The 21,903-nt window shown below is 39.4% G+C and carries 20 protein-coding genes; 8 read left to right on the top strand and 12 right to left on the bottom strand.

Going from position 1 to position 21,903, the window contains the following annotated elements:
* Nucleotide 1: 1 nt before the first annotated feature.
* The 6 genes from HFD85_RS00455 to HFD85_RS00430 form a co-directional block, all read right to left on the bottom strand.
* Complete coding sequence (locus tag HFD85_RS00455; protein WP_167604640.1) at nt 2–937, bottom strand: glycosyltransferase; 936 nt, start codon at nt 935–937, stop codon at nt 2–4.
* Between the two features lie 348 nt (nt 938–1,285).
* A complete protein-coding gene (locus tag HFD85_RS00450; protein ID WP_167604639.1) occupies nt 1,286–2,146 on the bottom strand; it encodes a glycosyltransferase family 2 protein in 861 nt (286 codons plus the stop codon).
* A gap of 6 nt (nt 2,147–2,152) precedes the next feature.
* Nucleotides 2,153–3,598 (bottom strand): MOP flippase family protein, encoded by a 1,446-nt coding sequence (locus HFD85_RS00445; protein WP_167604638.1) that lies wholly within the window; start codon nt 3,596–3,598, stop codon nt 2,153–2,155.
* A 77-nt stretch (nt 3,599–3,675) separates the two neighbouring features.
* Complete coding sequence (locus tag HFD85_RS00440; protein WP_167604637.1) at nt 3,676–4,824, bottom strand: polysaccharide pyruvyl transferase family protein; 1,149 nt, start codon at nt 4,822–4,824, stop codon at nt 3,676–3,678.
* A gap of 2 nt (nt 4,825–4,826) precedes the next feature.
* Entirely contained in the window at nt 4,827–5,867 is a 1,041-nt protein-coding gene (locus HFD85_RS00435; protein WP_167604636.1) for a nitroreductase family protein, read from the bottom strand.
* A gap of 843 nt (nt 5,868–6,710) precedes the next feature.
* The gene (locus HFD85_RS00430; protein ID WP_167604635.1) at nt 6,711–7,061 is read right to left on the bottom strand and encodes a hypothetical protein; all 351 of its coding nucleotides are present in this window, start codon (nt 7,059–7,061) and stop codon (nt 6,711–6,713) included.
* 471 nt (nt 7,062–7,532) lie between these two features.
* Here HFD85_RS00430 and HFD85_RS00425 point away from each other — a divergent pair, with 471 nt between their 5' ends.
* The gene (locus tag HFD85_RS00425) at nt 7,533–7,895 is read left to right on the top strand and encodes an endonuclease domain-containing protein (RefSeq protein WP_167604634.1); all 363 of its coding nucleotides are present in this window, start codon (nt 7,533–7,535) and stop codon (nt 7,893–7,895) included.
* Between the two features lie 215 nt (nt 7,896–8,110).
* Here HFD85_RS00425 and HFD85_RS00420 read toward each other — a convergent pair whose 3' ends face one another.
* The 4 genes from HFD85_RS00420 to HFD85_RS00405 all read right to left on the bottom strand — a co-directional run bounded on the left by HFD85_RS00420 (nt 8,111) and on the right by HFD85_RS00405 (nt 12,224).
* The gene (locus tag HFD85_RS00420; protein WP_167604633.1) at nt 8,111–9,010 is read right to left on the bottom strand and encodes a Gfo/Idh/MocA family protein; all 900 of its coding nucleotides are present in this window, start codon (nt 9,008–9,010) and stop codon (nt 8,111–8,113) included.
* Nucleotides 9,011–9,068: 58 nt separating this feature from the next.
* Nucleotides 9,069–10,379, bottom strand: a complete 1,311-nt coding sequence (locus HFD85_RS00415) for a nucleotide sugar dehydrogenase (RefSeq protein WP_167604632.1) — start codon at nt 10,377–10,379, stop codon at nt 9,069–9,071.
* Nucleotides 10,369–10,944 carry an acyltransferase gene (locus tag HFD85_RS00410; RefSeq protein WP_167604631.1) on the bottom strand — a complete coding sequence of 192 codons (576 nt, stop codon included), beginning with the start codon at nt 10,942–10,944 and terminating at the stop codon, nt 10,369–10,371. Before HFD85_RS00410 ends, HFD85_RS00415 begins: the two co-directional genes overlap by 11 nt.
* Before the next feature lie 155 nt (nt 10,945–11,099).
* Complete coding sequence (locus HFD85_RS00405; RefSeq protein WP_167604630.1) at nt 11,100–12,224, bottom strand: DegT/DnrJ/EryC1/StrS family aminotransferase; 1,125 nt, start codon at nt 12,222–12,224, stop codon at nt 11,100–11,102.
* Nucleotides 12,225–12,334: 110 nt separating this feature from the next.
* Between HFD85_RS00405 and HFD85_RS00400 the strand changes: the two genes are divergently transcribed.
* On the top strand, nt 12,335–12,850 hold the full coding sequence (locus HFD85_RS00400) for a DNA-3-methyladenine glycosylase (RefSeq protein WP_167604629.1): 516 nt from the start codon (nt 12,335–12,337) through the stop codon (nt 12,848–12,850).
* A 66-nt stretch (nt 12,851–12,916) separates the two neighbouring features.
* On the opposite strand, the gene HFD85_RS00395 is transcribed toward HFD85_RS00400, so the two are convergent.
* Together HFD85_RS00395 and HFD85_RS00390 are read right to left on the bottom strand one after the other, a co-directional pair.
* Nucleotides 12,917–14,359 (bottom strand): MFS transporter, encoded by a 1,443-nt coding sequence (locus HFD85_RS00395; RefSeq protein WP_167604628.1) that lies wholly within the window; start codon nt 14,357–14,359, stop codon nt 12,917–12,919.
* A 148-nt stretch (nt 14,360–14,507) separates the two neighbouring features.
* Complete coding sequence (locus HFD85_RS00390; RefSeq protein ID WP_167604627.1) at nt 14,508–15,002, bottom strand: response regulator; 495 nt, start codon at nt 15,000–15,002, stop codon at nt 14,508–14,510.
* A gap of 156 nt (nt 15,003–15,158) precedes the next feature.
* Between HFD85_RS00390 and HFD85_RS00385 the strand changes: the two genes are divergently transcribed.
* From HFD85_RS00385 to HFD85_RS00360, 6 genes are all read left to right on the top strand, one after another.
* Nucleotides 15,159–15,929, top strand: coding sequence for a type III pantothenate kinase (locus HFD85_RS00385; protein ID WP_167604626.1), 771 nt, complete (start codon nt 15,159–15,161; stop codon nt 15,927–15,929).
* 142 nt (nt 15,930–16,071) lie between these two features.
* On the top strand, nt 16,072–17,997 hold the full coding sequence (gene dxs / locus HFD85_RS00380; RefSeq protein WP_167604625.1) for a 1-deoxy-D-xylulose-5-phosphate synthase: 1,926 nt from the start codon (nt 16,072–16,074) through the stop codon (nt 17,995–17,997).
* Between the two features lie 119 nt (nt 17,998–18,116).
* Nucleotides 18,117–19,352 (top strand): sensor histidine kinase, encoded by a 1,236-nt coding sequence (locus tag HFD85_RS00375; protein WP_206081820.1) that lies wholly within the window; start codon nt 18,117–18,119, stop codon nt 19,350–19,352.
* A 97-nt stretch (nt 19,353–19,449) separates the two neighbouring features.
* Nucleotides 19,450–20,007, top strand: coding sequence for a YceD family protein (locus HFD85_RS00370; protein ID WP_167604624.1), 558 nt, complete (start codon nt 19,450–19,452; stop codon nt 20,005–20,007).
* Nucleotides 20,008–20,018: 11 nt separating this feature from the next.
* Entirely contained in the window at nt 20,019–20,204 is a 186-nt protein-coding gene (gene rpmF / locus HFD85_RS00365) for a 50S ribosomal protein L32 (protein ID WP_167604623.1), read from the top strand.
* Between the two features lie 530 nt (nt 20,205–20,734).
* A complete protein-coding gene (locus tag HFD85_RS00360) occupies nt 20,735–21,736 on the top strand; it encodes a beta-ketoacyl-ACP synthase III (RefSeq protein ID WP_167604622.1) in 1,002 nt (333 codons plus the stop codon).
* Nucleotides 21,737–21,903 lie beyond the last annotated feature (167 nt).

The raw sequence follows: 21,903 nt of genomic DNA, 5'->3' as shown, positions 1-21,903 counted from the left end.
TTCACACAATTTTTTTATAATATCTGATAAAAATCTCTTTGGGAGTTGAGCTGGAAAATATGCTAAACATTACATGTCGGTAGGCAGTTAATTTGATTTTATTCCAAAAGATAATATAAACAGGTATTTTTATTAAGGACTCCAAAAATATAATGATTTCTAACAGTTTTTTATTCACCCCATAATCAGCAGAATAAAAAATAACCGTTCCTTTCCGTGAAGCAGGCAATGTGGCTGCTTCAATCTTTTTTGACGTTTTACCGTGTAAATGTTTTAGCTTAACTTCTTCGTTTACATAACATTTATACCCCTGAAGGTTTGCCTTAGTTGATAATGCGATATCTTCAGGACAGAAAAAATACCGTTCATCAAAATAATTCAATTTTCTTAGTACCTCTGTTTTAATAAGAAACGCAGATCCTGAAATATTATACGTTTGAAAAATTCCAGTTTGATTATTGTATTTGCTGATGATATTTTCGTATTTCTTCAGGTTAAAAATATGTTTAACAAAATCAAATGTTTTAATTGGCGGTCTACCGCAATGTTGAATGGAATTGTCTTCGTTTAATATCGTTGGCGAGAATATACTGGCTTCTTTTTGAAATTCAAATGAATCGACTAATTTGTCTGCTACGGGCATTTCAAAGAGCGTATCATCATTTAAAACAAAACAAAATTCTCCTTTTGCTTGTCGTAGGGCTAAGTTATTGTTTTCAGAAAATCCTCTTATTTCATTACTTTCAATTATAGTGATCCAGGGATAATCTTCTTTCAATTTTTGCAGATTAATTTGTGAAAAAAGATAAGCTACAACCAATGTCTCATAATTAACAGTAGTATGTGTTTTTATACTATCCAAACAAGGATACAGGTTTTTGAGATTATTCATACAAACAATCACGAAAGAAACAGTAGGTTTAATATCGCTATTCATATCTAATATTATTCTGGCCGAAATCTCTTCTCTTCTAAAATTAATCAAACGTGCGAAAATAACTATTTTTAAAAACTAAATACAGCCCCTAATTAGATAGGTTCTTTAATCCTGGTCTTCATCCTAAAATGAATACGTTATAATCATTTTTGATTTTTCGTAGCATTTTTAGCAAATTGTATCCAAAATTTTATTCGTGGTAGTTTCAGTTAAATAAAAGGAAGGCCTTACTTGTTTCATGTTTCTTCAATGAACAAAATCTGTCAAGCTTTTATAATTTACTTTTGCTTCAGGTTAGGCTGTTAGAAGAGTATATTTTACTGTTATTTCGAAATCCAAAATCTTTGTTTAAACCTTGATTGACAGTGCAAGGGGAAAGTATTGCATTATAGCCTTAATCCCCCATTTCGATTGAAAATTTATGGCTTTAAAATAAGATTCGCGGGCTTCTTTTAATCGATTGGCTCTTTTTAAGAAGGTCCCCATTCCGAAATGCCATTTCCGTAAGGTCATCTTATCCATATCTTCTTTGTGTTTACTAAAAAAATATTCTCTCGCTAATATTCCTTTATTAAAGTTTTTAGTAATACTATCCGAAGTAATCCTCGCATTTACCAGGCTTTCTTTTAAATGCATAATTTTATATTCCTTCGAGATTCTCAAAACTAAATCCCAATCTTGCAAAGCAGTAAGCGAATCATCAAAAGATCCAGTTTTATTAAAAATATCTCTTTTGCAAAGTATTGTAGGTGTTCCTATAAAATTTCCATATAATAGTTTTTTATGTATGTTACCCGATGTGTTTTTCTCTTGCGGACGAGGAACAATGCTTTTACTTCCGTAATTCCTTGTAAAACTACAGTAAACCATTCCATACGAGCCATCCAGTTCATTTATGCAACTTACTTGTTTTTCCAATTTTGTAGGAAGCCAAATATCATCGCTGTCCTGAAACGCAATTAATTCTCCCCGCGCTTTTTCAATACCATAATTCCGGGCAAAACAGGCTCCCCGGTTTTTGTCTAACTTATAATAAACTAACCTTCTATCACCCATATTTCTAATGATTTCTTCTGTGTTATCTGTAGAATAATCGTCAACAATGATTAGTTCAAGATTAGAGTAAGTTTGATTGAGTACTGAATTGATCGATTCAGCAATTACATTAGCTCTGTTATATGTAGGGATGATTACAGATACAAGTTCCATTGATCTCTATTTTATTTGATTCTCTTTTAATAATTTGTATATATCTATCTTCCTAATAAAAAGCAGTATAACCAAAGAATATATAATAACACCTGTGAAAATCAATACTATAAATGATATCAAGTCTATACTATCCCTAAATATCACTTGCCGAACAATCTTCACTCCAATATACATAACAAAAGTCCCTATTATAACAGGTAGTAATTTCCCAAGAAATTCAGACAGCCTTAATTTTATGTTTTTGGCACTAAAATAATATGCTGGCACGGCAAGAAAGGCATATGTAACAATATAGGCATGTACTAAACCTATAATACCATTTAATTTTAACCCAAAGTAAAAAGATAATGCATATAACGGCAGACCTATCATATTCAATTTTAAGGCAATATCAGGCCTTCCTGTATTCAAATAAATGGTACCATTTACTGTAAATACCGATTGTGGAATAGCAACCAAAGATAACAAACTTAAGACTGGTATCATAGATTCCCATTTTTCACCCAAAACCAAGTAGACAAATAAATCGGATAATACGGATACTCCAGCTAACAACGGAAAAGCAACAAGAGCAATCGTTTGAATCACTTTTAAATAAACTTCCCTTATTCTGTTTATGTCGTTATTTATTGAAGAAAATGATGGGAAAAGTACATCTTTAATCACATTGCTGATATTTCGAATGGGGAAGAGCATAATTTGATAAGCCATGTTATAAACACCCAGAGATTGCTGCCCGATCATTTTACCAATCATTAAATTATCGAGGTTACGCATCCAATAGGTTAAAAAACCATTTACAGAAACACTTGCACTATATTTCCATAGCTTTTTAACTACAGTCAATGTAAAACTAAATCCAGGACGGTAGGATGATACAAAAAACACCAAAATAGTGCGCAGAATCATGTTCATTAAGTTACGTGCTATTAAGCTCCAAACTCCAAAATTTAGAAACGCAAGAATAATGGCACAAATCGATGATAGCAACAGTGATATATTCTCAATAATTGCAACTCGTTTAAAGTCAATTTTCTTCTTGAGTTCAACCATATTCACTAGCCCTACGGACTGCAAAACAAAGACTACTGAGAAAGCTTTAGTCAGGTTCTCTAAACGTGGTTCTCCATAAAAATCTGAGATTAGAGGAGCTAAGAAATAAAAAACGATAGATAACAATACTCCCAACCAAACATTTAAAATAAATACGGTATCGAAATCCTGCTTCGTTGTTTCTTTTTTGTAGATAAGTGCATGACCAAATCCAAAATCGTTGAACAATAATCCAAAATTTGAAAAAACAGTGATCATTGCAAACATCCCAAAATCATCGGGAGATAACAGACGGGCTAAAATGATAGAGAATACAAACAGAAGACCTTGAGTAGCGGTTTTATTTAAAAATGACCATTTAATTCCTTGAATGGTATTTGTTCTGAATGTTCCCATTTATTATTTTTTTTATCATAAAAAAATAAGATTTTTATGCTGCAATTATTGATTCATGAATACTAAAAATGCAAAACTTAAATTAAGCTAAAAACAGAATCCCACATTAGGTTAGTCTGCCTTTTTACATTTGGTATCACTTTCAGCAGACGTTGTCGGTATTCCAATAACTCCTTTTTATTTAGCGCTGTTTCGATAATTTTTAGGCTTTCCTTCCCATTCATAAAATTTAATACTCCTTGGTCAATATCATAATCGTTAAACAACAAATTATATTTGTGGCTCCAGCTTGTTGCATAAACAGGAACAGCTTGACTTAATGCACTGGCTACTCCATGATATCTTGATGACACGACAAATTTAGAACGACCTATAATACCTTTAACTACTTTTGCATCTTCAATATTTACAATTTGAATATTTGGAATGTTAGCTTTTCTCTTAAGTTCTTTACAGAGTTTTAAATCAGCAAAGCCTTCATGATTAAGGAGAAAGAATGGTTCTTTTAATTCATATAGCATATTCATCAAATCCAAAAAAAACTCAACATATTTTTTCCCTCTATTACCATTGGTATGTGTCATCATTTTTGTATTAGGAATCAAACATATTCTGTTTTCCACCTTTGCTAACAATTCCGATTCGACTTCTCCTTCAACCAGATTTGTAAAGTCGGTGAAAACCTTAACCTTCAAATCATTACCAAGAACTTTTACTAAGTAATCCCAAGAAACCTTTTCTCTTGCAATAAAAAGATCTGCATACTTACTAATACTTTTGATATTACTGACACTTAAACTATCATTGAAAGGACCAAAGGCTTGAGGTAAAAAAATTATTTTTGAACCTTGTTCTTTTGCCAACCTCAATCTTTCAATTTGTTTACTAAAACTTTTTGAGCTGTTATCAAATTGATCACTGAACTGAAAACCACCGGCATCCAGAATCAGATCCACCTTCATATTTTTATTGTAGGAAATTAATGGTAAAGTCTCTAATAGTCTGTTTGTACTCCTTATCTCATCAAATGGCGATCTTGAATTCCTTTTTAATATATATTTTTTCATCAAGTAAGCCAACGTTCTCCTAATGTAGCTTTTCTGATTGAAGTTGCAGAAAACAATAACTGGATCATTGTATCTTCTCTCCAATTCTTCAATCGCTGCAATTAACATCAATTCAGCACCTTTATTCACACCACCTACACCTTCAATTCTTACAATCATAATTAATAATATTCAATAACATTGTTAACTTTCTTCTTTTCGGAAAGTGGAATATAACATTCGTCATCAGCATAGCCAACTGCTATACACGTCACACATTTTTCATGCGGCTCTAGATCAAAAGACCGGGCCAACTTCATCTCAGCTTCCTTAACATCAGGCCAGTTAATGACACACGAAGATAAACCTAAGGTTTCAAGAGCTAAAATGAAGTTCATAACAACTAATCCAGTATCAACATAAATTATATGTCTGTCTTTTATATATTCGTAAGCACTTAGGTCGCCGATAGCAAAAACCATTAAAGGGATATCTTCATAAAAAGTTGCAGCCCCTAATGGCAATGATCCGACTTCCAGCAGTTTTTCTTTATTTTCAACTATTTTAAAACTAAATGGCTGTCTGTTGCATGCACTGGGAGCCTGTAGAGCAATCGAAAGCGCTTTCTCAATTTTGTCTCTCTCTACTGGTTGGTTTTTATAAGAACGAACTGAACGTCTTCTTAAGTTCAACGACTGATAATCTTCATAAGTAACAGTAATATCATTTCTCATACCAGCCCTTATCATTTCTCTCTTATCTATCAATCTTGTATCAAGTTTAACAATTTGCTCATCGAACAATTTATGAGCCTTATCTATTTGCGGCGTATGTTCAACTTCTTCGAAATATGTAGTAAAAGTATTATAAGCCCAATTAATTGTTTCACTAAATCCTTTTGATTCAAATTCCTTTTTAAATGCTATCACTGCATCCAATATGTATTGCTCTGCAAATTTTTTTCTTCTATTTTTTGAAGACAGTCCCTTTTCTATTCTGTGAATACATCTTCTCAGGAAACTGGTATTACCGTCAATTGTTCTTTTCCTATGAGCGATTATACCAGAATTAATTCCGTGCATTTCCCGATAAAGGGACAAGTCAATTAACAAGTAATGCACATTGGCCCAAAATTTAACTTTCACTGCTACATTTCCCGATATTCTGGCAACTTTTTTCTTCCCATTATGCAGTTTAAGTCTAACTTTCTTTATTAATTTCATTCAATTAGAGTTTATTCGCGATTATCTTCGTGCAAATTTAGCTTAATTTAACCGATTACAGCGCACATAGAGTCCAGAACCACTTCCCACAAAATATCCTTATCGGAACTTATAATAATCAACCACTGAAAACACCAAGATATAGCCATCAAATATTGAATTTTGCCTTTTTTTTTTTAACATTCAAAAATATTCATCTTCGTTCAAAATAAAGTTTGTTGCCGAAACAAAACGGGATTAATACCGAATAAAAGATGTTTGAACATGTAGGAATACAAATACCACGAAAAAGATTTTTGCAACCGAAAAGATTGCCCATAACCCTACGAATTCCCATTCCCATGCGGCTTTCAGAAGCATTCAAACGAGGGGCACAAAATCATCCCCCAGGGGATTGGCACCGTCCCCCTGTTTTTTAGTATTTGCCCTAAGGGGCATAATATGTTCCCTCATGGGCGCAAAGCAATCCCCAAAGTACCGGATTCGAGCCCTTTGGGGCAGGTAACGATCCCCTGTTTTTGCCTAACAATACCCTGGGGGCGTGGATTCATCCCCTGTTTTCGCGCTTCGGTACCCATGGGGCACAAAGCAAATACCTTGGGGCGCCAAGCAAAAATACGGGGGATTGCTTCAAAAAAACGATTCATTTTAAAAAGAAGTTGTTTCGTTGTAACTACAAAGTAGAAAATCAGAATTCGCGGAAATCACCGGCAAAAATAAAAATTTCAAATAGTCCCCCTTTGGGGGATTTAGGGAGTCAATGACAAGGATTTCTAAAACAGGCTACCACAAAGAAGCCATCCCGAAAACCAGGATGGCCGCTTTAAAAGTTCGTGTCGTAGCTTATTCGGAAACCTTTTCCGTTTTGCTGTTGACTTTACGCAGTTTTCGGAGCTCCTGGACCAATGGATGGTCCTTGCCCAGAAAACCGGCAATGATCTCAACACTGGCCGATCCGTCGTCGTACGCCGTTTTAAGCGTTTGCGAAGCCTCCTTAGTGGCGGCTTTTGCAGCAGCTTTCGCATCGATTTGACGACCTTCGGCTTCGTCGGCAGCACTCAGCTCAGTTTGTAACTGAGCTATTTTTGCCGTTGGATCGAAACCACTATCGGTAAGCAGCGTGGTATTCTGTTGCAGAATGGTGATCATCTGCGACACAAAATCGCGCTTTCCCGATTCGGTCATTTTTGCCATATTGCAAAAAGTTTATGGTGAAAACTATAACTGTTGGGCCGCCTGAAGTTTCCAGACCAAGGGCGGCCTCTTTATCGCCGGCCTGTTATTTCAAAGCCAGTGTGCATACCATCCCAGTGGTATGTGAGCAGAGTTTGTTAAAATTTAAACGGTGTAAACAGCCGTTAGATGGGTCTGATGAATGTTTTGGTTTTAACTTAACTGCAAATTATGAAAAACAAGGCTCACAGTCAAGATGTTGTGGAGCAGTGTAAACCTACCACCTCCCCCTCGCAAACTCGGGTACTCCTCCTGACCAGCCTGCCTGCCGGTAGGCAGGGAGGAGAAACGTTCGCATTCCAATATAAATTTCTGAACTACAAAATAAAACCGTAGCACGAAAATTTCCCCTCCTCCCAGGAGGGGTCCGTCCGGCAGCTGACGGACGGGGGGTGGTGAGAAATTTTGTAAATCCCTAACTTTGTTCTAAAAATGAAACTCCACAACCGCAAATACTACAAACCGCTGCGCAAACAACTTCGAAATCATTTAACAGCTTCAGAAGCTACACTCTGGAAACTTTTGCAGAAAAGTCATGTGGGTGGTTATAAATTCAGACGTCAACATTCAATTGGAAAATACGTTGTTGATTTTTTTTGTTACGAACTCATGCTCGCTATTGAACTGGACGGCGAACCACACGCAACTTTAATCAGCATTGCCGGAGATGCTGAACGCGACAAGGAATTAAAGAAGCATGGGATTACAGTGTTGCGTTATGAAAACAGTTGGGTGTATGAATACCCGGATGTAATTCGACAGGATATTCTTGATTTTGCAAACAGTAAGAAGTAATACCACCACCTCGTCTTCAGTTTCGTATCTCAACTGAATCCACTCCTCCCTGCCTACCGGCAGGCAGGCTGTCAAGGAGGAGAAAGTTCGCATTCCAATTCAATTTCTGAATTCCAATTAAAACTGAACCACGGAAATTTCCCCGCCTCTCAGGAGGGGTACGTCCGTCAGTTGCCGGACGGGGAGTGGTGCGAAGATCAAATAGTATTGATATGTTAGATACCGGCCTTTCTGATTTGCTCAGTGAGTTCAATGCTCTCACGCGCATCATCAATTCCAAAACCATTTCCGGCCAAAATCTGACGGTAAGATTCAGTATGCAGTTCGGTGAAGCCCTCAGTAAAGTCGATCTCTTTATTGTTGACCTTTATCGAGCGGAAAGTTCTTTTACCGGCCTCTATAACAAAATCCGGCAAATCGCTTTCATCGAGACTTAAATGCCAGTTTACCTCTGCATTTTCGAGTTTTAAAATACCGGCGGCTTTATGGGGCTGGTATAAATTTACCTGACTGTCGCGCACACTGCCAAACAACCAGATCAGCATATCGAACAAATGAATTCCAATGTTAGTGGCAATTCCTCCTGATTTCTGAACATCACCTTTCCAGCTTTTGAAGTACCACTTTCCCCGGGTAGTAATGTAACTCAAATCAATGTCATAAAATTTATCTTTCCCTGCAGCATCAACTTTCTTTTTCAGTTCAATAATCGCAGGATGATGGCGAAGTTGCAAAATGGTATATACCCTTTTTCCGGTTTCTGCTTCGATATCTTTGATGATCCGCATTTCCTCGGGATGAATCACCATCGGTTTTTCGCAAATGGCATTGGCACCGTTCCTCAGAGCAAAACGGATGTGCGATGGATGCATGTAATTGGGAGTACAAATACTAACATAGTCAATAGGTGTTCCTGCCATGCGCTGATCGTCCATAAAACGATCGAGGTTTTCGTGTTCTAAAAAAAAATCAGCATCGGGGAAATAACTATCCATTCTTCCCATTACGTCGAAACGATCTGAAGCACAAACCAAAGTATTGCCGGTTTCTTTAATGGCGCGCATGTGTCTTTCGGCAATGTATCCGGCAGCTCCTATTAATGCAAATCGTTTCATTTTGTAGTAGTGAGATATTAGTACTGAGTCGTAAGTATTCTACTTTGAACACTGAACTTTACAATTTATATACCTTTTCCGACGCTTCTTTGATCACGTTCCGCATGTCAACCACAAGTTGAGCATGTGACAGAATAAAGTCGGCTTCGAAAACAGAGTGATTAGTGGTTATCACCACACAATCTGCTGACTTCAAAGTTTCCACAGTTAAGTCCACCGACTCCAGACTATTCTCATTTTCGGTTTTAACCGCCGGAATATAAGGATCGTGATATCGTACATCTCCGCCTTTTTGTATTACGGTATCAATAATTTCAAGAGCCGGAGACTCACGTTCATCATCGATATTTGGTTTATACGCCACGCCTAAGAACAAGATTTTACTCCCGTTCACAGCTTTCTTCTGGCGGTTTAAGGCAGTGGCAATTTTTATGTACATGTAATGTGGCATGCGCATATTAATGTGGCCTGCGGTGTGGATCATGCTGAGATCAAACTGAAACTTCTTAGCAATGTGTTCCAGGTAAAAAGGATCTAAGGGAATACAATGTCCGCCAACTCCCGGTCCCGGATAAAAGGCCTGAAATCCGAAAGGTTTGGTTTTGGCTGCATCGATTACTTCCCAGATATCAATATCCATTTTCCCCGACAGCAACGCCAGCTCGTTAATTAAGCTGATGTTTATTAAACGGTAGGTATTTTCAAGGATCTTCACCATTTCAGCAACCCGTGGCGAACTCACCGGGTGAATATTGTCAATCGCGAACTGGTAAATGGCCTGTCCCACTTCTAATCCATCTGCAGTTAAGGCTCCCAAAACTTTAGGCGTATTCTTGGTCACGAAATCTTTATTCCCGGGATCGACTCTTTCAGGAGAATATGCGAGCCAAAAATCATCGCCGTGTTTTAGTCCCGATTCTTTCTCAATGATGGGAAGCATAAAATCTTCTGTAGTTGTTGGGTAGGTGGTACTCTCCAGGCTAATAAATGTGCCGGGCTTCATGTACTTTCCAATCTCTTCACATGCCGATTGAATGTAACTCATATCGGGCTTCTTAAACCGATCCAAAGGAGTTGGGACACAAATTAAAAGAGCGTCACATTTATTCATTTGAGAGAAATCAATTGTAGCATGAAACGTAACACTCTCTACCACTTCCCGCAATGCCGCATCCCTTACATCCTTAATATAATTCTCTCCACTGTTGATCTTGTCAACCTTTTTCTGATTCTTATCAAAGCCCAATACATGAACACCGGCCTCAGCAAAACCAACCGCAAGAGGTAATCCTACATAGCCTAATCCGATGATGCCTACAACCAGCTCACTATTTTCTATCTTTTTAAATATCGTCTCTTTATGATTCATCGTCTGATAGTTCAAGAAATTCGCCCGCTAATTTATACTTTTCTCCGGTTTCCGGGCAAATTAAATCATCGCCCAGCACATTTCCTGCTCGGCTTACCCAGCCTGTTTGTCTGGCAGGAACGCCGGTTACCAAAGCAAAAGGTAAAACGTCTTTGGTAACAACTGCACCTGCCCCGATAAAACAATATTCACCCAAAGTGATACCACAAACAATTGTGGCATTAGCTCCAATGGTTGCCCCGCATTTCACCAGTGTTAGTTTAAATTCGTTTTTGCGTTCAACAGCACTTCTCGGATTGATGACATTGGTAAACACCATCGAAGGCCCCAGAAACACATCATTTTCACAAATCACTCCCTCGTAAACCGACACATTATTTTGGACTTTCACGTTGTTGCCCAGCTTCACTTTGCTGCCCACAAAAACATTTTGCCCGAGCACGCAATTTTCACCAATTTCAGCAGTGCTCATAACATGTGAAAAATGCCAGATCTTTGTTCCGGAACCGATTTGGGCTCCTTCATCAATAATGGCTGTTTCGTGATTATAATATTCTTTTTCCATTCTGTTTATGTTCTTCAACCACCTCCCTCCCGATTTTCATCGGGAGTACTCCTCCTGTCCAGGAGGAGAAAAATTCAAGTATTATTTTATAGAACCACAAATTTCCCCTCCTTTTAAAGGAGGGGTCGTCCGTCAGCTGACGGACGGGGGTGGTTTTATCCTTTCAAATAAAATTCCTTTATGCTTTTCACAATATACTCCAATTGTTCCTCATCCAATTCAGTATGCATGGGCAGTGATAATACAGTCTGGCTAAGCCTTTCGCTTACCGGGAAATCTCCCTTCTTGTATCCAAGAAACGTATACGCTTCCTGTAAATGCAGTGGCTTTGGATAATAAACCATTGACGGAATTCCTTTGCTTTTCAAGAACTCCTGTAACTCATCACGCTTCTCGGTTTGAATCGTGTACTGATGAAAAGTATGCGTACTGTAGCTCATCCGTGCCGGAACTTTCAGGTCTCCAATTCCCTCAAGATTTGCGTCATAAAATTCCGCCGTCTTTTGTAGCTTTTCAATTTTTTGATCGAGGTAAAGCAGTTTAACACCCAATATTGCTGCCTGAATACTGTCGAGCCTCGAGTTCACCCCGATTCGTTCGTATTCGTATTTTGCTTTCATTCCGTGGTTGGCAATCGATCGAATTATCGAAGCCAGTTCGTCATTGGATGAAAACACGGCACCTCCATCGCCAAAAGCTCCCAGATTTTTAGAGGGGAAGAAAGAATTACATCCAATATCGCCAATGGTTCCTGCTTTTTGTTTTCTTCCGTCAGAAAAATGATAATCAGTTCCCAGCGCCTGGCACGCATCTTCAATCACAAATAATCCATGCTTTTTTGCAAGTTCCAGAATAGCTTCCATGTTGGCACACTGTCCAAACAAATGCACCGGAAGAATCGCCTTTGTTCTCGGAGTTATCCGTTTTTCAACTTGCGAAACATCAATATTAAAGTTGTCAGGATCGGCATCAGCAAAAACGGGTTTTAAGCCCATCAATGCAGCGGTTTCCACCGTTGAAACAAAGGTAAAGGGAGTTGTAATTACTTCGTCACCCGGCTGAAGCCCGAGTGCCATAAAAGCGATCTGCAAGGCATCGGTACCGTTTCCGCAGGCAATCACATTGGTAGTTAAATACTTTCCCAGTTCCGACTCAAACTCCAACACTTTCCCGCTCTTCACAAAATGTGTTGAACGAATAACTTCAGCGATTGCCTCGTCGACCTCCTGTTTCATAGTAAGGTATTCGCCGTATAAGTCGGAAAAGTGGATGGTTTTCATAATTGGTCAGAAACTCTTTCTTTTAAACTTTAAAAATATAAAATTAGTGTGCCTTACAGCCCAATTCCTATTTATTTTGCATTTTACAACGTGTAAACACTACTTTCTTTATGAGTTACCGTCTGCCACCTCAATTCTTTCAACATGATGTTCTTGAAGTTGCTCCGGCATTATTGGGGAAAATACTGGTGCGCCAGTTTGAAAATGGATCGATTCAACAATTCACCATAACAGAAGTAGAAGCCTATCGCGGAACTGAAGACATTGCCTGCCATGCCAGCAAAGGAAGAACGGCCCGCACAGAAGTGATGTTTCACGAAGGTGGAGTGGTGTATGTTTACCTGATTTACGGGATGTACTGGATGCTGAATATCGTGACCGGCAGAGAAAACGATGCTTCTGCGGTTTTAATCCGCGGGTTGAAAGGCATTTCCGGGCCGGGCAGAGTAGGCAAAGCGCTGCAGTTAGACAAATCTTTTTACGGAGAAGATCTTTCAACTTCAAAAAGATTATGGATTGAAGATACAGGAATAAAACCCGAGTATATTACTACTCCAAGAATTGGCATTACCTACGCAGGCGAACCCTGGGCTAGCAAACCCTGGCGCTATGTTATGAAAGAATAATCAATGTAGAATGATCATTATCAAGCAATAAGAAACTGAAAACTGCGACTGATCACTGCGAACTTTTTACTTCCCTCCCATCACAAAACGATCGTACAACCACAGAAAAACAACAGCCGAAACAGCAATCCCGGAAAACACCATCCAAATATTTGAAGGATGATAAGTTTGCCAAAGGTAGTTGGTCAATTCAGTTTGTGACATGTTCATTTTCTCGGCAGCCTGACTAAAAAAATCGTTTTTGGTAAAGGAATCAGAGTACTCTGTCGGAAACTGAAGTCCTCTTTCAGCAACTTCTTTATGCAACAGGAAGAATTTATCGGAAATTCCTTCATAAAAATCACCCGACAACCATCCGGCCAGTTTATGCCCGGCCGCAATGGGCAGAAAGGAAGTTCCCATGTACAGCGCTTTCTGATCGGCCGGAGCAATATTTCCAACGTACTCGGTAAATTTAGGCGAACTCCCCATTTCTCCCAAGGCAAAAACAAGGATTCCGAGCAAAATTAACCAGCCGCTTTGCGTTGAGAACATCAGATTTAAACCTCCGGCTAAAACTAAAATTCCACCCATCATGGCAGCGAGCGGACGGAAGCGCATCACAAAAGCCGACACCATCAACTGGAAAACAATAATAAAGAATGAATCCATGCTGGTCATCGATACTGCACTAATGGTACCGTTATCTCCGATAGCTTCTGCCAGCCAGGGCCAAACTGCATGCAAGCCATCATAAACTTTGGTGGTGTCAATCCACTGATCAACAAATATTGGGAAGGAATAATACAACTGATTAAAGGCGGTCCAGAACAGGATCATGATTACCAGGAACAATACATATTTCCAGTTTTGCAGCGTAATAAAAATATTCTTAAATGCATGACCAATATTCTGCAGCAAGGACGATCCATCTTTCACACGACCCGGCTCGCGGAACAAAAACAAGGTTAGCAACACGTTCACTCCAACAGCGGCTATCGACATATAAAAAACGTTCTGCCAGCTCACTTTCATCAATGCACCTGCTAAAAAGGGACCAATGAATCCACCAATATTGATCATCATATAAAAAATGCCAAATCCGATGGAAGCAGTTTCTTCATTTGTGGTTTTGGCAATCATCGCCGAAATTATAGGTTTAAAGAAAGCACCTCCCACACAGGTCCAGATAAAAGCCATATAAACCAGGGAGTATCCATCAAAAATATTGATCATGTAAAAGCCCGAGATGTAAATCGCAAAGGCCAGCAGCAGGATTTTTTTGTACCCAACCTTATCGGCTATGGCTCCGGTTATCACGGGTAAGAAATACAACAATGCTGAACCTGTGCCCATAATAGCACCTTTCTGTCCGTTGGAAAAACCAAGTGCACCGGTATCGGTCGATCCCACCAGAAAAATAGGAAAGGCGAGGTAAAAACCATACCAGGCCCAACGTTCGAACAATTCAATGGTATTCGAAGTCCAGAAACTCCGGTTGTATTTCTTCATTGTTGCTACAAATCCCATGATCGAAAAATTTATGTAAAGCGCGCAAGGTAGTAAAAATGGAGAATTATATATTGATGATTATCATCGATTCAGATTTAACGGGATACATTCAAAAAAAACACCCATCAACATTGACAGGTGTTTTAGTACTAATATTTTTTAATGCTTAAAAATCGAGTTCAAGGAAAATCGACATTAAAATAATCACCATAATAACAAGGAAAAGTAACACAAAGAATCCAACCACTCCTATTCTGAATCCTTTAGTTTGCTTTTCACGCTTGGTTGTTGTAATTAATGAGTTGATCGATTTTACCAGGTTTTTGGGTGCTTTTTCATTTTTTACAATATAATCGGCCGCACCCAGCTTCATAATCTGAACAGCAACTTCAACATCGTTCTGCCCACTCAGAAAAATAAAGTCGACTTCAGGATGATCTTTTTGCACTTTCAGCATCAGATCAAGTCCCGTCATACCAGTAGAAATATAGTCGAGAATGATCAGATCCGGTTTTAAGTGCATACTTTTCATGCATTCATCGCCGGTTTTATACAAACTAATATCCGAAAATTTATTGGCTTTCAGATAATTAACAATAAGATCCTTGTAGACAATACTGTCTTCAATAATAAAAATTCGCGGATTTTTAGTTTGTTGCATAATCGTCGAGTTGAATTGCTGGCAATTGCTCTAAAAATAATACTTTTTTATAAGAAAACAATCATAATATTAAGCACGGCACAATAAAGGGTTTAATTTTGGCACCCAACAAGAATTAAATTATCTTGTCCTAAACAAAGCATTAAGAAATTCATTATGTTACTGGTAATCGACATCGGGAATACCAATATTGTTTTTGGCGTATACAAAGACCGTAAATGGCTGCATCATTGGCGGATTCAGACTGATCATTTAAAAACTGCTGATGAATATGAAGTAATTTTTCGTTCGCTACTTTCAGCCGGAAAGATTTGCAGATCGGATGTCAAAAATATTTTGGTAAGCAGTGTTGTTCCTTCGTTGGTACGTCCTTTTAGCGAAATGCTGGCTCGTTTGTTTGAGGCGGCGCAAATAAATTTGCTTAATCCGGAACTCTATCACAAACTACCCGTGAAGGTTTTAAATCCGTACGAAATCGGAACCGATCTGGTAGCAAACTCAGTAGCGGCACACCATCGATTTGGAGAATTGACCATGGTAATTGATTTTGGAACGGCGCTTACTTTTACAACCATTGGAGCCAATTCAGAGATTGCAGGAGTGGCCATTGCTCCAGGTCTCGAAACAGCTGTTAGTGCCCTTGCCGGAAAAACAGCCCAACTTCCTGAAATACATTTAACGCCACCGCCTTCGGTACTGGGAACAAATACCGTTCATGCCATACAAAGTGGCATTATGTATGGCTACACCGGTCTGGTTGACCAAATGATCGAACGCACCGAAAAAGAACTCAATCATAAAGTAAATGTAATTGCCACCGGTGGTTTGAGTGCGGTAATAGCTCCGCTCACAAAAAACATTCAGCACACCGATAAAATGCTGACACTGGAGGGACTGGTTCTAATCGCCGAAATCATTTCACTGTAAGAAAGAAGAAGTTAATGCGGCAATAACTCATTTTTAAATTCGTTCAAAATTAGTTTATTTACAACTTTTACCGAACTAATAGGCTTCTCCAACGTTTGAAGTGTAGTTACGGAAATGTTATCTTTGCAGTTATTTTGTGTAGATGGAACAGGAACAGGGGAATTTACTGGAAAACATTAATAGCCCGGCAGACTTAAAGAAGCTGTCGATTAACCAGTTGGAACAGGTTTGTGACGAATTACGGCAGTACATTATTGACGTTGTATCGTCAAATCCGGGTCATTTCGGAGCCAGTCTTGGAGTTGTTGAGCTGACAGTAGCTCTGCATTATGCTTACAATACGCCTTACGATCAGTTGGTTTGGGACGTTGGTCACCAGGCGTACGGTCACAAAATTCTTACCGGCAGAAGAGACAATTTCAATACCAACCGCAAATACAAAGGCTTAAGTGGTTTCCCAAAACGAAAGGAAAGCGAATACGACAGTTTTGGCGTTGGACACTCCTCTACTTCCATTTCGGCAGCACTTGGTATGGCCATTGCAGCCAAGATTAAAAATGAAGACGATCGTAAAATAGTTGCCGTAATTGGCGATGGCGCCATGACCGGTGGAATGGCTTTTGAAGCCCTTAATAATGCCGGAGGCGAAAACGCCGACATGCTGGTTATTTTGAATGACAACAACATGGCCATCGACCCAAGTGTTGGCGGCCTGAATAAATACCTGCTTAACATTTCCACTTCGAATACTTACAACCGATTTAAACACGATGTTTGGGAAGGCTTGGGCAAACTGGATGGCCTCGGAAAGAAAACCCGGAAGTTTATTCAGAAAAATCAGCACGCACTGAAGAATATCATCTTTAAAGAAAATACCTTATTCGAAGCTTTTAATTTCAGGTACTTTGGCCCGGTTGACGGCCACGATGTGGTTTATCTCACCAAGCTACTTAACGACCTGAAAGATATTCCCGGCCCGAAACTGCTTCATGTGATCACCCAAAAGGGAAAAGGATTTGAACTGGCTGAAAAGCATCAGACAAAATTCCATGCTCCGGGGATCTTCGATAAAGAAACCGGTGAAATATTTTCGTGTGACTGCACCATTAACCAGGCACCTAAATTCCAGAATGTATTTGGCGACACATTGGTTGAACTGGCAGAGATGAATGAAAAGATTGTCGGGATAACTCCAGCAATGCCAACCGGTTGCTCGATGAATAAAATGATTGCGCAAATGCCGGATCGCGCTTTTGATGTGGGTATTGCCGAACAACACGCAGTAACTTTTTCGGCCGGACTGGCCACACAGGGAATGGTGCCGTTTTGCAACATCTATTCAACCTTTATGCAAAGGGCTTACGACCAGGTGATACACGATGTTGCCATTCAGAATCTGCATGTTATTTTCTGTCTGGATCGTGGAGGACTGGTTGGTGAAGACGGCCCCACGCACCACGGAACATTCGATATTGCTTACATGCGCTGCGTACCAAACATGGTAGTTGCCGCACCTATGGACGAAATCGATCTGCGAAACCTGATGTATACCGCACAGCTTGAAGAGAATGCAATGCCTTTCTCCATTCGTTATCCACGAGGTTGTGGCATAATTCCCGATTGGAAAAAACCTTTCGAAAAAATAGAGATCGGAAAAGGCAGAAAACTGACCGACGGAACCGATGTCGCCATCCTGACCATTGGAAAAACAGGCATTTTTGCGATAGATTCGATAAAAAAACTCGCAGCTAAAGGTATTTCTGCCGCACACTACGACCTGCGTTTTGTAAAACCACTCGATGAAGAATTACTCCTCGAGGTTTTCGAGAATTTCGAGAATATAATTACTGTAGAAGACGGAACCATCAAAGGAGGTTTTGGCAGCGCAGTTCTTGAATTTATGATCGACCGGGGTTATTCCAGAAAGATTAGAGTTCTGGGAGTTCCTGATCGCTTTATTGAACACGGAACCATTGAGGACCTTTACAAAGAGTGCGGAATTGATGCCGATGGAATTACGGAGGCAGCTGTTCAGATTATGGAAAAACACAGCAGTCAGTTAATCTGACGTCAACAACTTTTGTGGATCAACTCCACCATTTGTTCACGCTATTCACTGAACAAAATTTTCAGTATAATATTTGTATCTTTCTGTCGTTTGCTTCATTGTACTAAAAACACAAGCATTTGGACATTTATCTGAAACGAAAACGGGCTAAGATTTTGCTGCTGATGGTGGCAGTAGTGATCGGAGTGGCTTCATTGCTCTATACCAACTGGCTAACCAATAAAATGGCACAGGAAGAGCGCAATAAGGTGGAAATATGGGCAGAGGCAAACGAACTTTTTAACAACATAGACATTATTTTGCGCGATGAACAGGGAAAGCTCATAAATTCTGATGGTACTGCAGCAAATAGCCAAACCTCAAATAAAGTTGAAAATCAAAATGATGAATATTTCAATTTCCTAAGCAAAATTATTCAAGACAACACTACAATTCCAATAATTGTTGTTTGGGCTGACGGTTCCTTAAACATAGACGCTAATATCCACTACTCTGCCGGAAAGCGTGATGAAGTTCTAAAAAAAGAGCTTCAGAAAATGAAAGACTATTCCGATCCAATTAAAATTTTATTAGATGAAGGGGACTACCTGTTATTGTATTACCGCGAATCCAGCATTCTCCGTAATCTTCGGATTTATCCTGTTATCCAGCTAATAGTCATTATAATATTTATTGTAGTTGCCTATTTTGCTGTATTGGCAACCAACAAAGCCGAACAAAACCAGGTTTGGGTGGGTATGTCAAAAGAAACAGCACATCAGCTTGGAACTCCTATTTCGTCGCTCATGGCATGGATTGAACTTTTGAAACTAAAAGACGTGGACGAGAGCCTGGTGGCCGAACTCGAACGAGATACTTCACGACTGGAACGAATTACCGAGCGATTCTCAAAAATAGGTTCGAAACCTGAACTGCTGCGCATTAACCTTATCGAAGTTTTAAATTCGGCCCTTAGTTACCTGAAGAGCCGCTCGTCGGATAAAGTAAAGTTTATCAGTAATTACGACACTGAAGCTTATGTTGAAACTCCGCTGAATGCCGCACTGTTTTCGTGGGTGATTGAAAACGTCTGCAAAAATGCCATCGATGCCATGGCAAACAGCGGTTCTATTACCGTTGATGTTGAGGAAAAAAGCGATCAGGTGTTTATCGATATAACCGATTCAGGTTGCGGGGTACCTAAATCGAATCAAAAAACCATCTTCCAACCCGGTTTTTCAACAAAAAAGCGCGGATGGGGGCTTGGGCTTTCTCTTGCAAAGCGTATTGTCGAGATCTATCACAACGGTAAAATCTTTATCAAATGGTCGGAAATGGGGAAGGGAACTACCTTCAGAATTGTTCTGAACAAATAAACTTTCCTAATTAATTCTGTTTCAAACTAAAAAAAAGTAGCACCTGTTTCGGGTGTTAATAAAAAATTTATACTTTTGCATCCACTTTTTTGGAATCGTGGGCTGGACAACAAAATATAGTATTGAGTTTAAAGGTCTTAAGGAAGGCCTTCACGATTACACTTTTGAAGTGGATAATAAGTTCTTTGAACATTTTCCTGAAAGTCTGGTTGAAGTTGGTGCAGTAACTGTTAATGTACAACTGGAAAAACGAAGTTCTTTTTTAAAACTGAAGCTTCAGTTTAGTGGTTGGGTTGAATTAACCTGCGACAACTGCTTAGACAACTATCAACAAACTGTGGAACTGGAAACCGAACAATTTGTAAAGTTTGGCGAAGAAACCGAGTTTGAAGAAGGCGACAATGTAATTTGGGTTTTGCCCGAAGAACATGCCATCAACCTGACCCAGGTAATTTATGAGTACACTATTTTAAGCATTCCGATAAGGCATGTCCATCCGAATCCGTCAGCTGACGGAGGAGAAAACAGCTGCAATCCGGAAATGCTGGAGAAATTAAATGAATACACGCACTTCGACGAGGAAGAAGAAACTAAAGAAGAAGAGGATATTGATCCACGTTGGGCGGCATTAAAAAAATTAAAAAATAATAATTAAAACATATAACAATGGCACATCCAAAGCATAAAACATCGAAATCGAGAAGGGATAAAAGACGTACCCACTACAAAGCGGTCGCTCCTACTCTGGCAACTTGTTCAAACTGCGGAACCACTGTAAAATACCACACAGTTTGTCCTGAATGTGGCTACTACAGAGGAAAACAGGTAATTGAAAAAGAAATTGCCGTTTAAGACATTTTAAGCGAACTGCCATCGGGCATCCGTTGGCTAAAATTCCATCTTCGAAAATTCGGGGATGGAATTTTTTTTTGCCCTCAACAATCATTCTTGTCACTTTAGACTGCATTGAAATTCCGGTTGATTACAATATTTGAACAACAGTAAAATTTGTTAAATGTAATGCCGGCTGGCGGCCATACTATTTGGCTTGAACCAAATAGTTTGCACAAAGTTCAAGGCTGCTTTTCTGTCTACACTTTGGGCTAAACCAAAGAGTAGAATCCGCCTGATAAGGCAAAAAACTTTTTCACTATGTTAAAAGTTTATTTAATCCCGGAGTTTTCTCAACCATTAACTTAATCTGACCACATCTTCTGACTTTTCGAACATTGTTATTAATTGTTCGTCGCCACGGCTAAAATAATGTTCAAATAAACCCATTTATGTCCTCATTATTTTGTGGGTCCTTTTTATTGCTTCTAAATTCATCCCGTTTTCAGAACAACATTTTTTTAGAAACATAAAGTAGATTTTAGCGCGCAATGGCAAATATCAGAGCAGCAATTACAGGTGTTGGTGCCTATCTCCCCGAATACCGACTTACAAACGAAGAAATAAGTACCATGGTTGATACCTCGGATGAGTGGATCATGCAACGAATTGGAATTAAGGAACGCCGTATTTTAAAAGAAGAAGGAAAAGCAACTAGCGACATGGGAACGTGGGCAGTTCAAGACCTGCTTCGCAAGACCGGCACCAAGCCCGAAGAAGTGGATATGCTGATTTGTGCGACTGTTACCCCCGACATGGTTTTGCCTGCCACTGCAAACATTATTGCCCACAAAGCTGATATCCACAACGCCTGGAGTTTCGACCTGAATGCAGCCTGCTCGGGATTCATTTTTGCACTTTCTACCGCCACGCAGTTTATCGAGTCGGGCAGGTACAAAAAGGTAGTGATTGTTGCTGCCGAAAAAATGTCGTCGATTATTAACTACGAAGACCGCACAACCTGTCCATTGTTTGGCGATGGAGCTGCTGCTGTTATGGTTGAACCAACAACCGAAGATGTGGGAGTAGTTGATTACATTAACCGTGTTGACGGGCTCGGACGTTACCATCTGCACATTAAAGCCGGTGGATCGTTAAAACCTGCCACTGAAGAAACCGTTGCCAACAAAGAGCACTATCTTTACCAGGAAGGCCAGGCGGTTTTTAAAGCAGCTGTATCAAGTATGGCTGATGTTGCGGCCGAGATCATGCAAAAAAATAATTTAAAGGCAGAAGACGTTTCGTGGCTGGTTCCCCACCAGGCCAATTTACGCATCATCGATGCTACTGCTAAACGCATGAACCTGAGCAAAGATAAGGTGATGGTTAACATCAAATACTACGGCAATACCACTGCTGCAACCATTCCGCTTTGTTTGTACGATTACGAAAAGAAACTCAAAAAAGGAGACAACATTATCCTTGCGGCATTTGGTGCAGGATTTACCTGGGGAAGTACCTACATTAAGTGGGCCTACGATCCGGCTGAATAAACAATCCGGTCACTAAAATTCACCTCCATTTTCAACTTTTATTACAAGTTATTTGCAACTGTGTGAATGTCTTGGAATTTATACTGTTCAAAAGCTGCAATTTTTTGGGGAGCGTACTAAAATATTGTATATTCAAACGCGTTTTGAGGAACAGTATTGGGGAACAA

This window comes from Maribellus sediminis (assembly GCF_011799805.1).
Taxonomy (GTDB): domain Bacteria; phylum Bacteroidota; class Bacteroidia; order Bacteroidales; family Prolixibacteraceae; genus Draconibacterium; species Draconibacterium sediminis_A.
The sequence above is the reverse complement of the archived record's forward strand: the minus strand, read 5'-3'. Positions and strand labels throughout refer to the sequence as shown.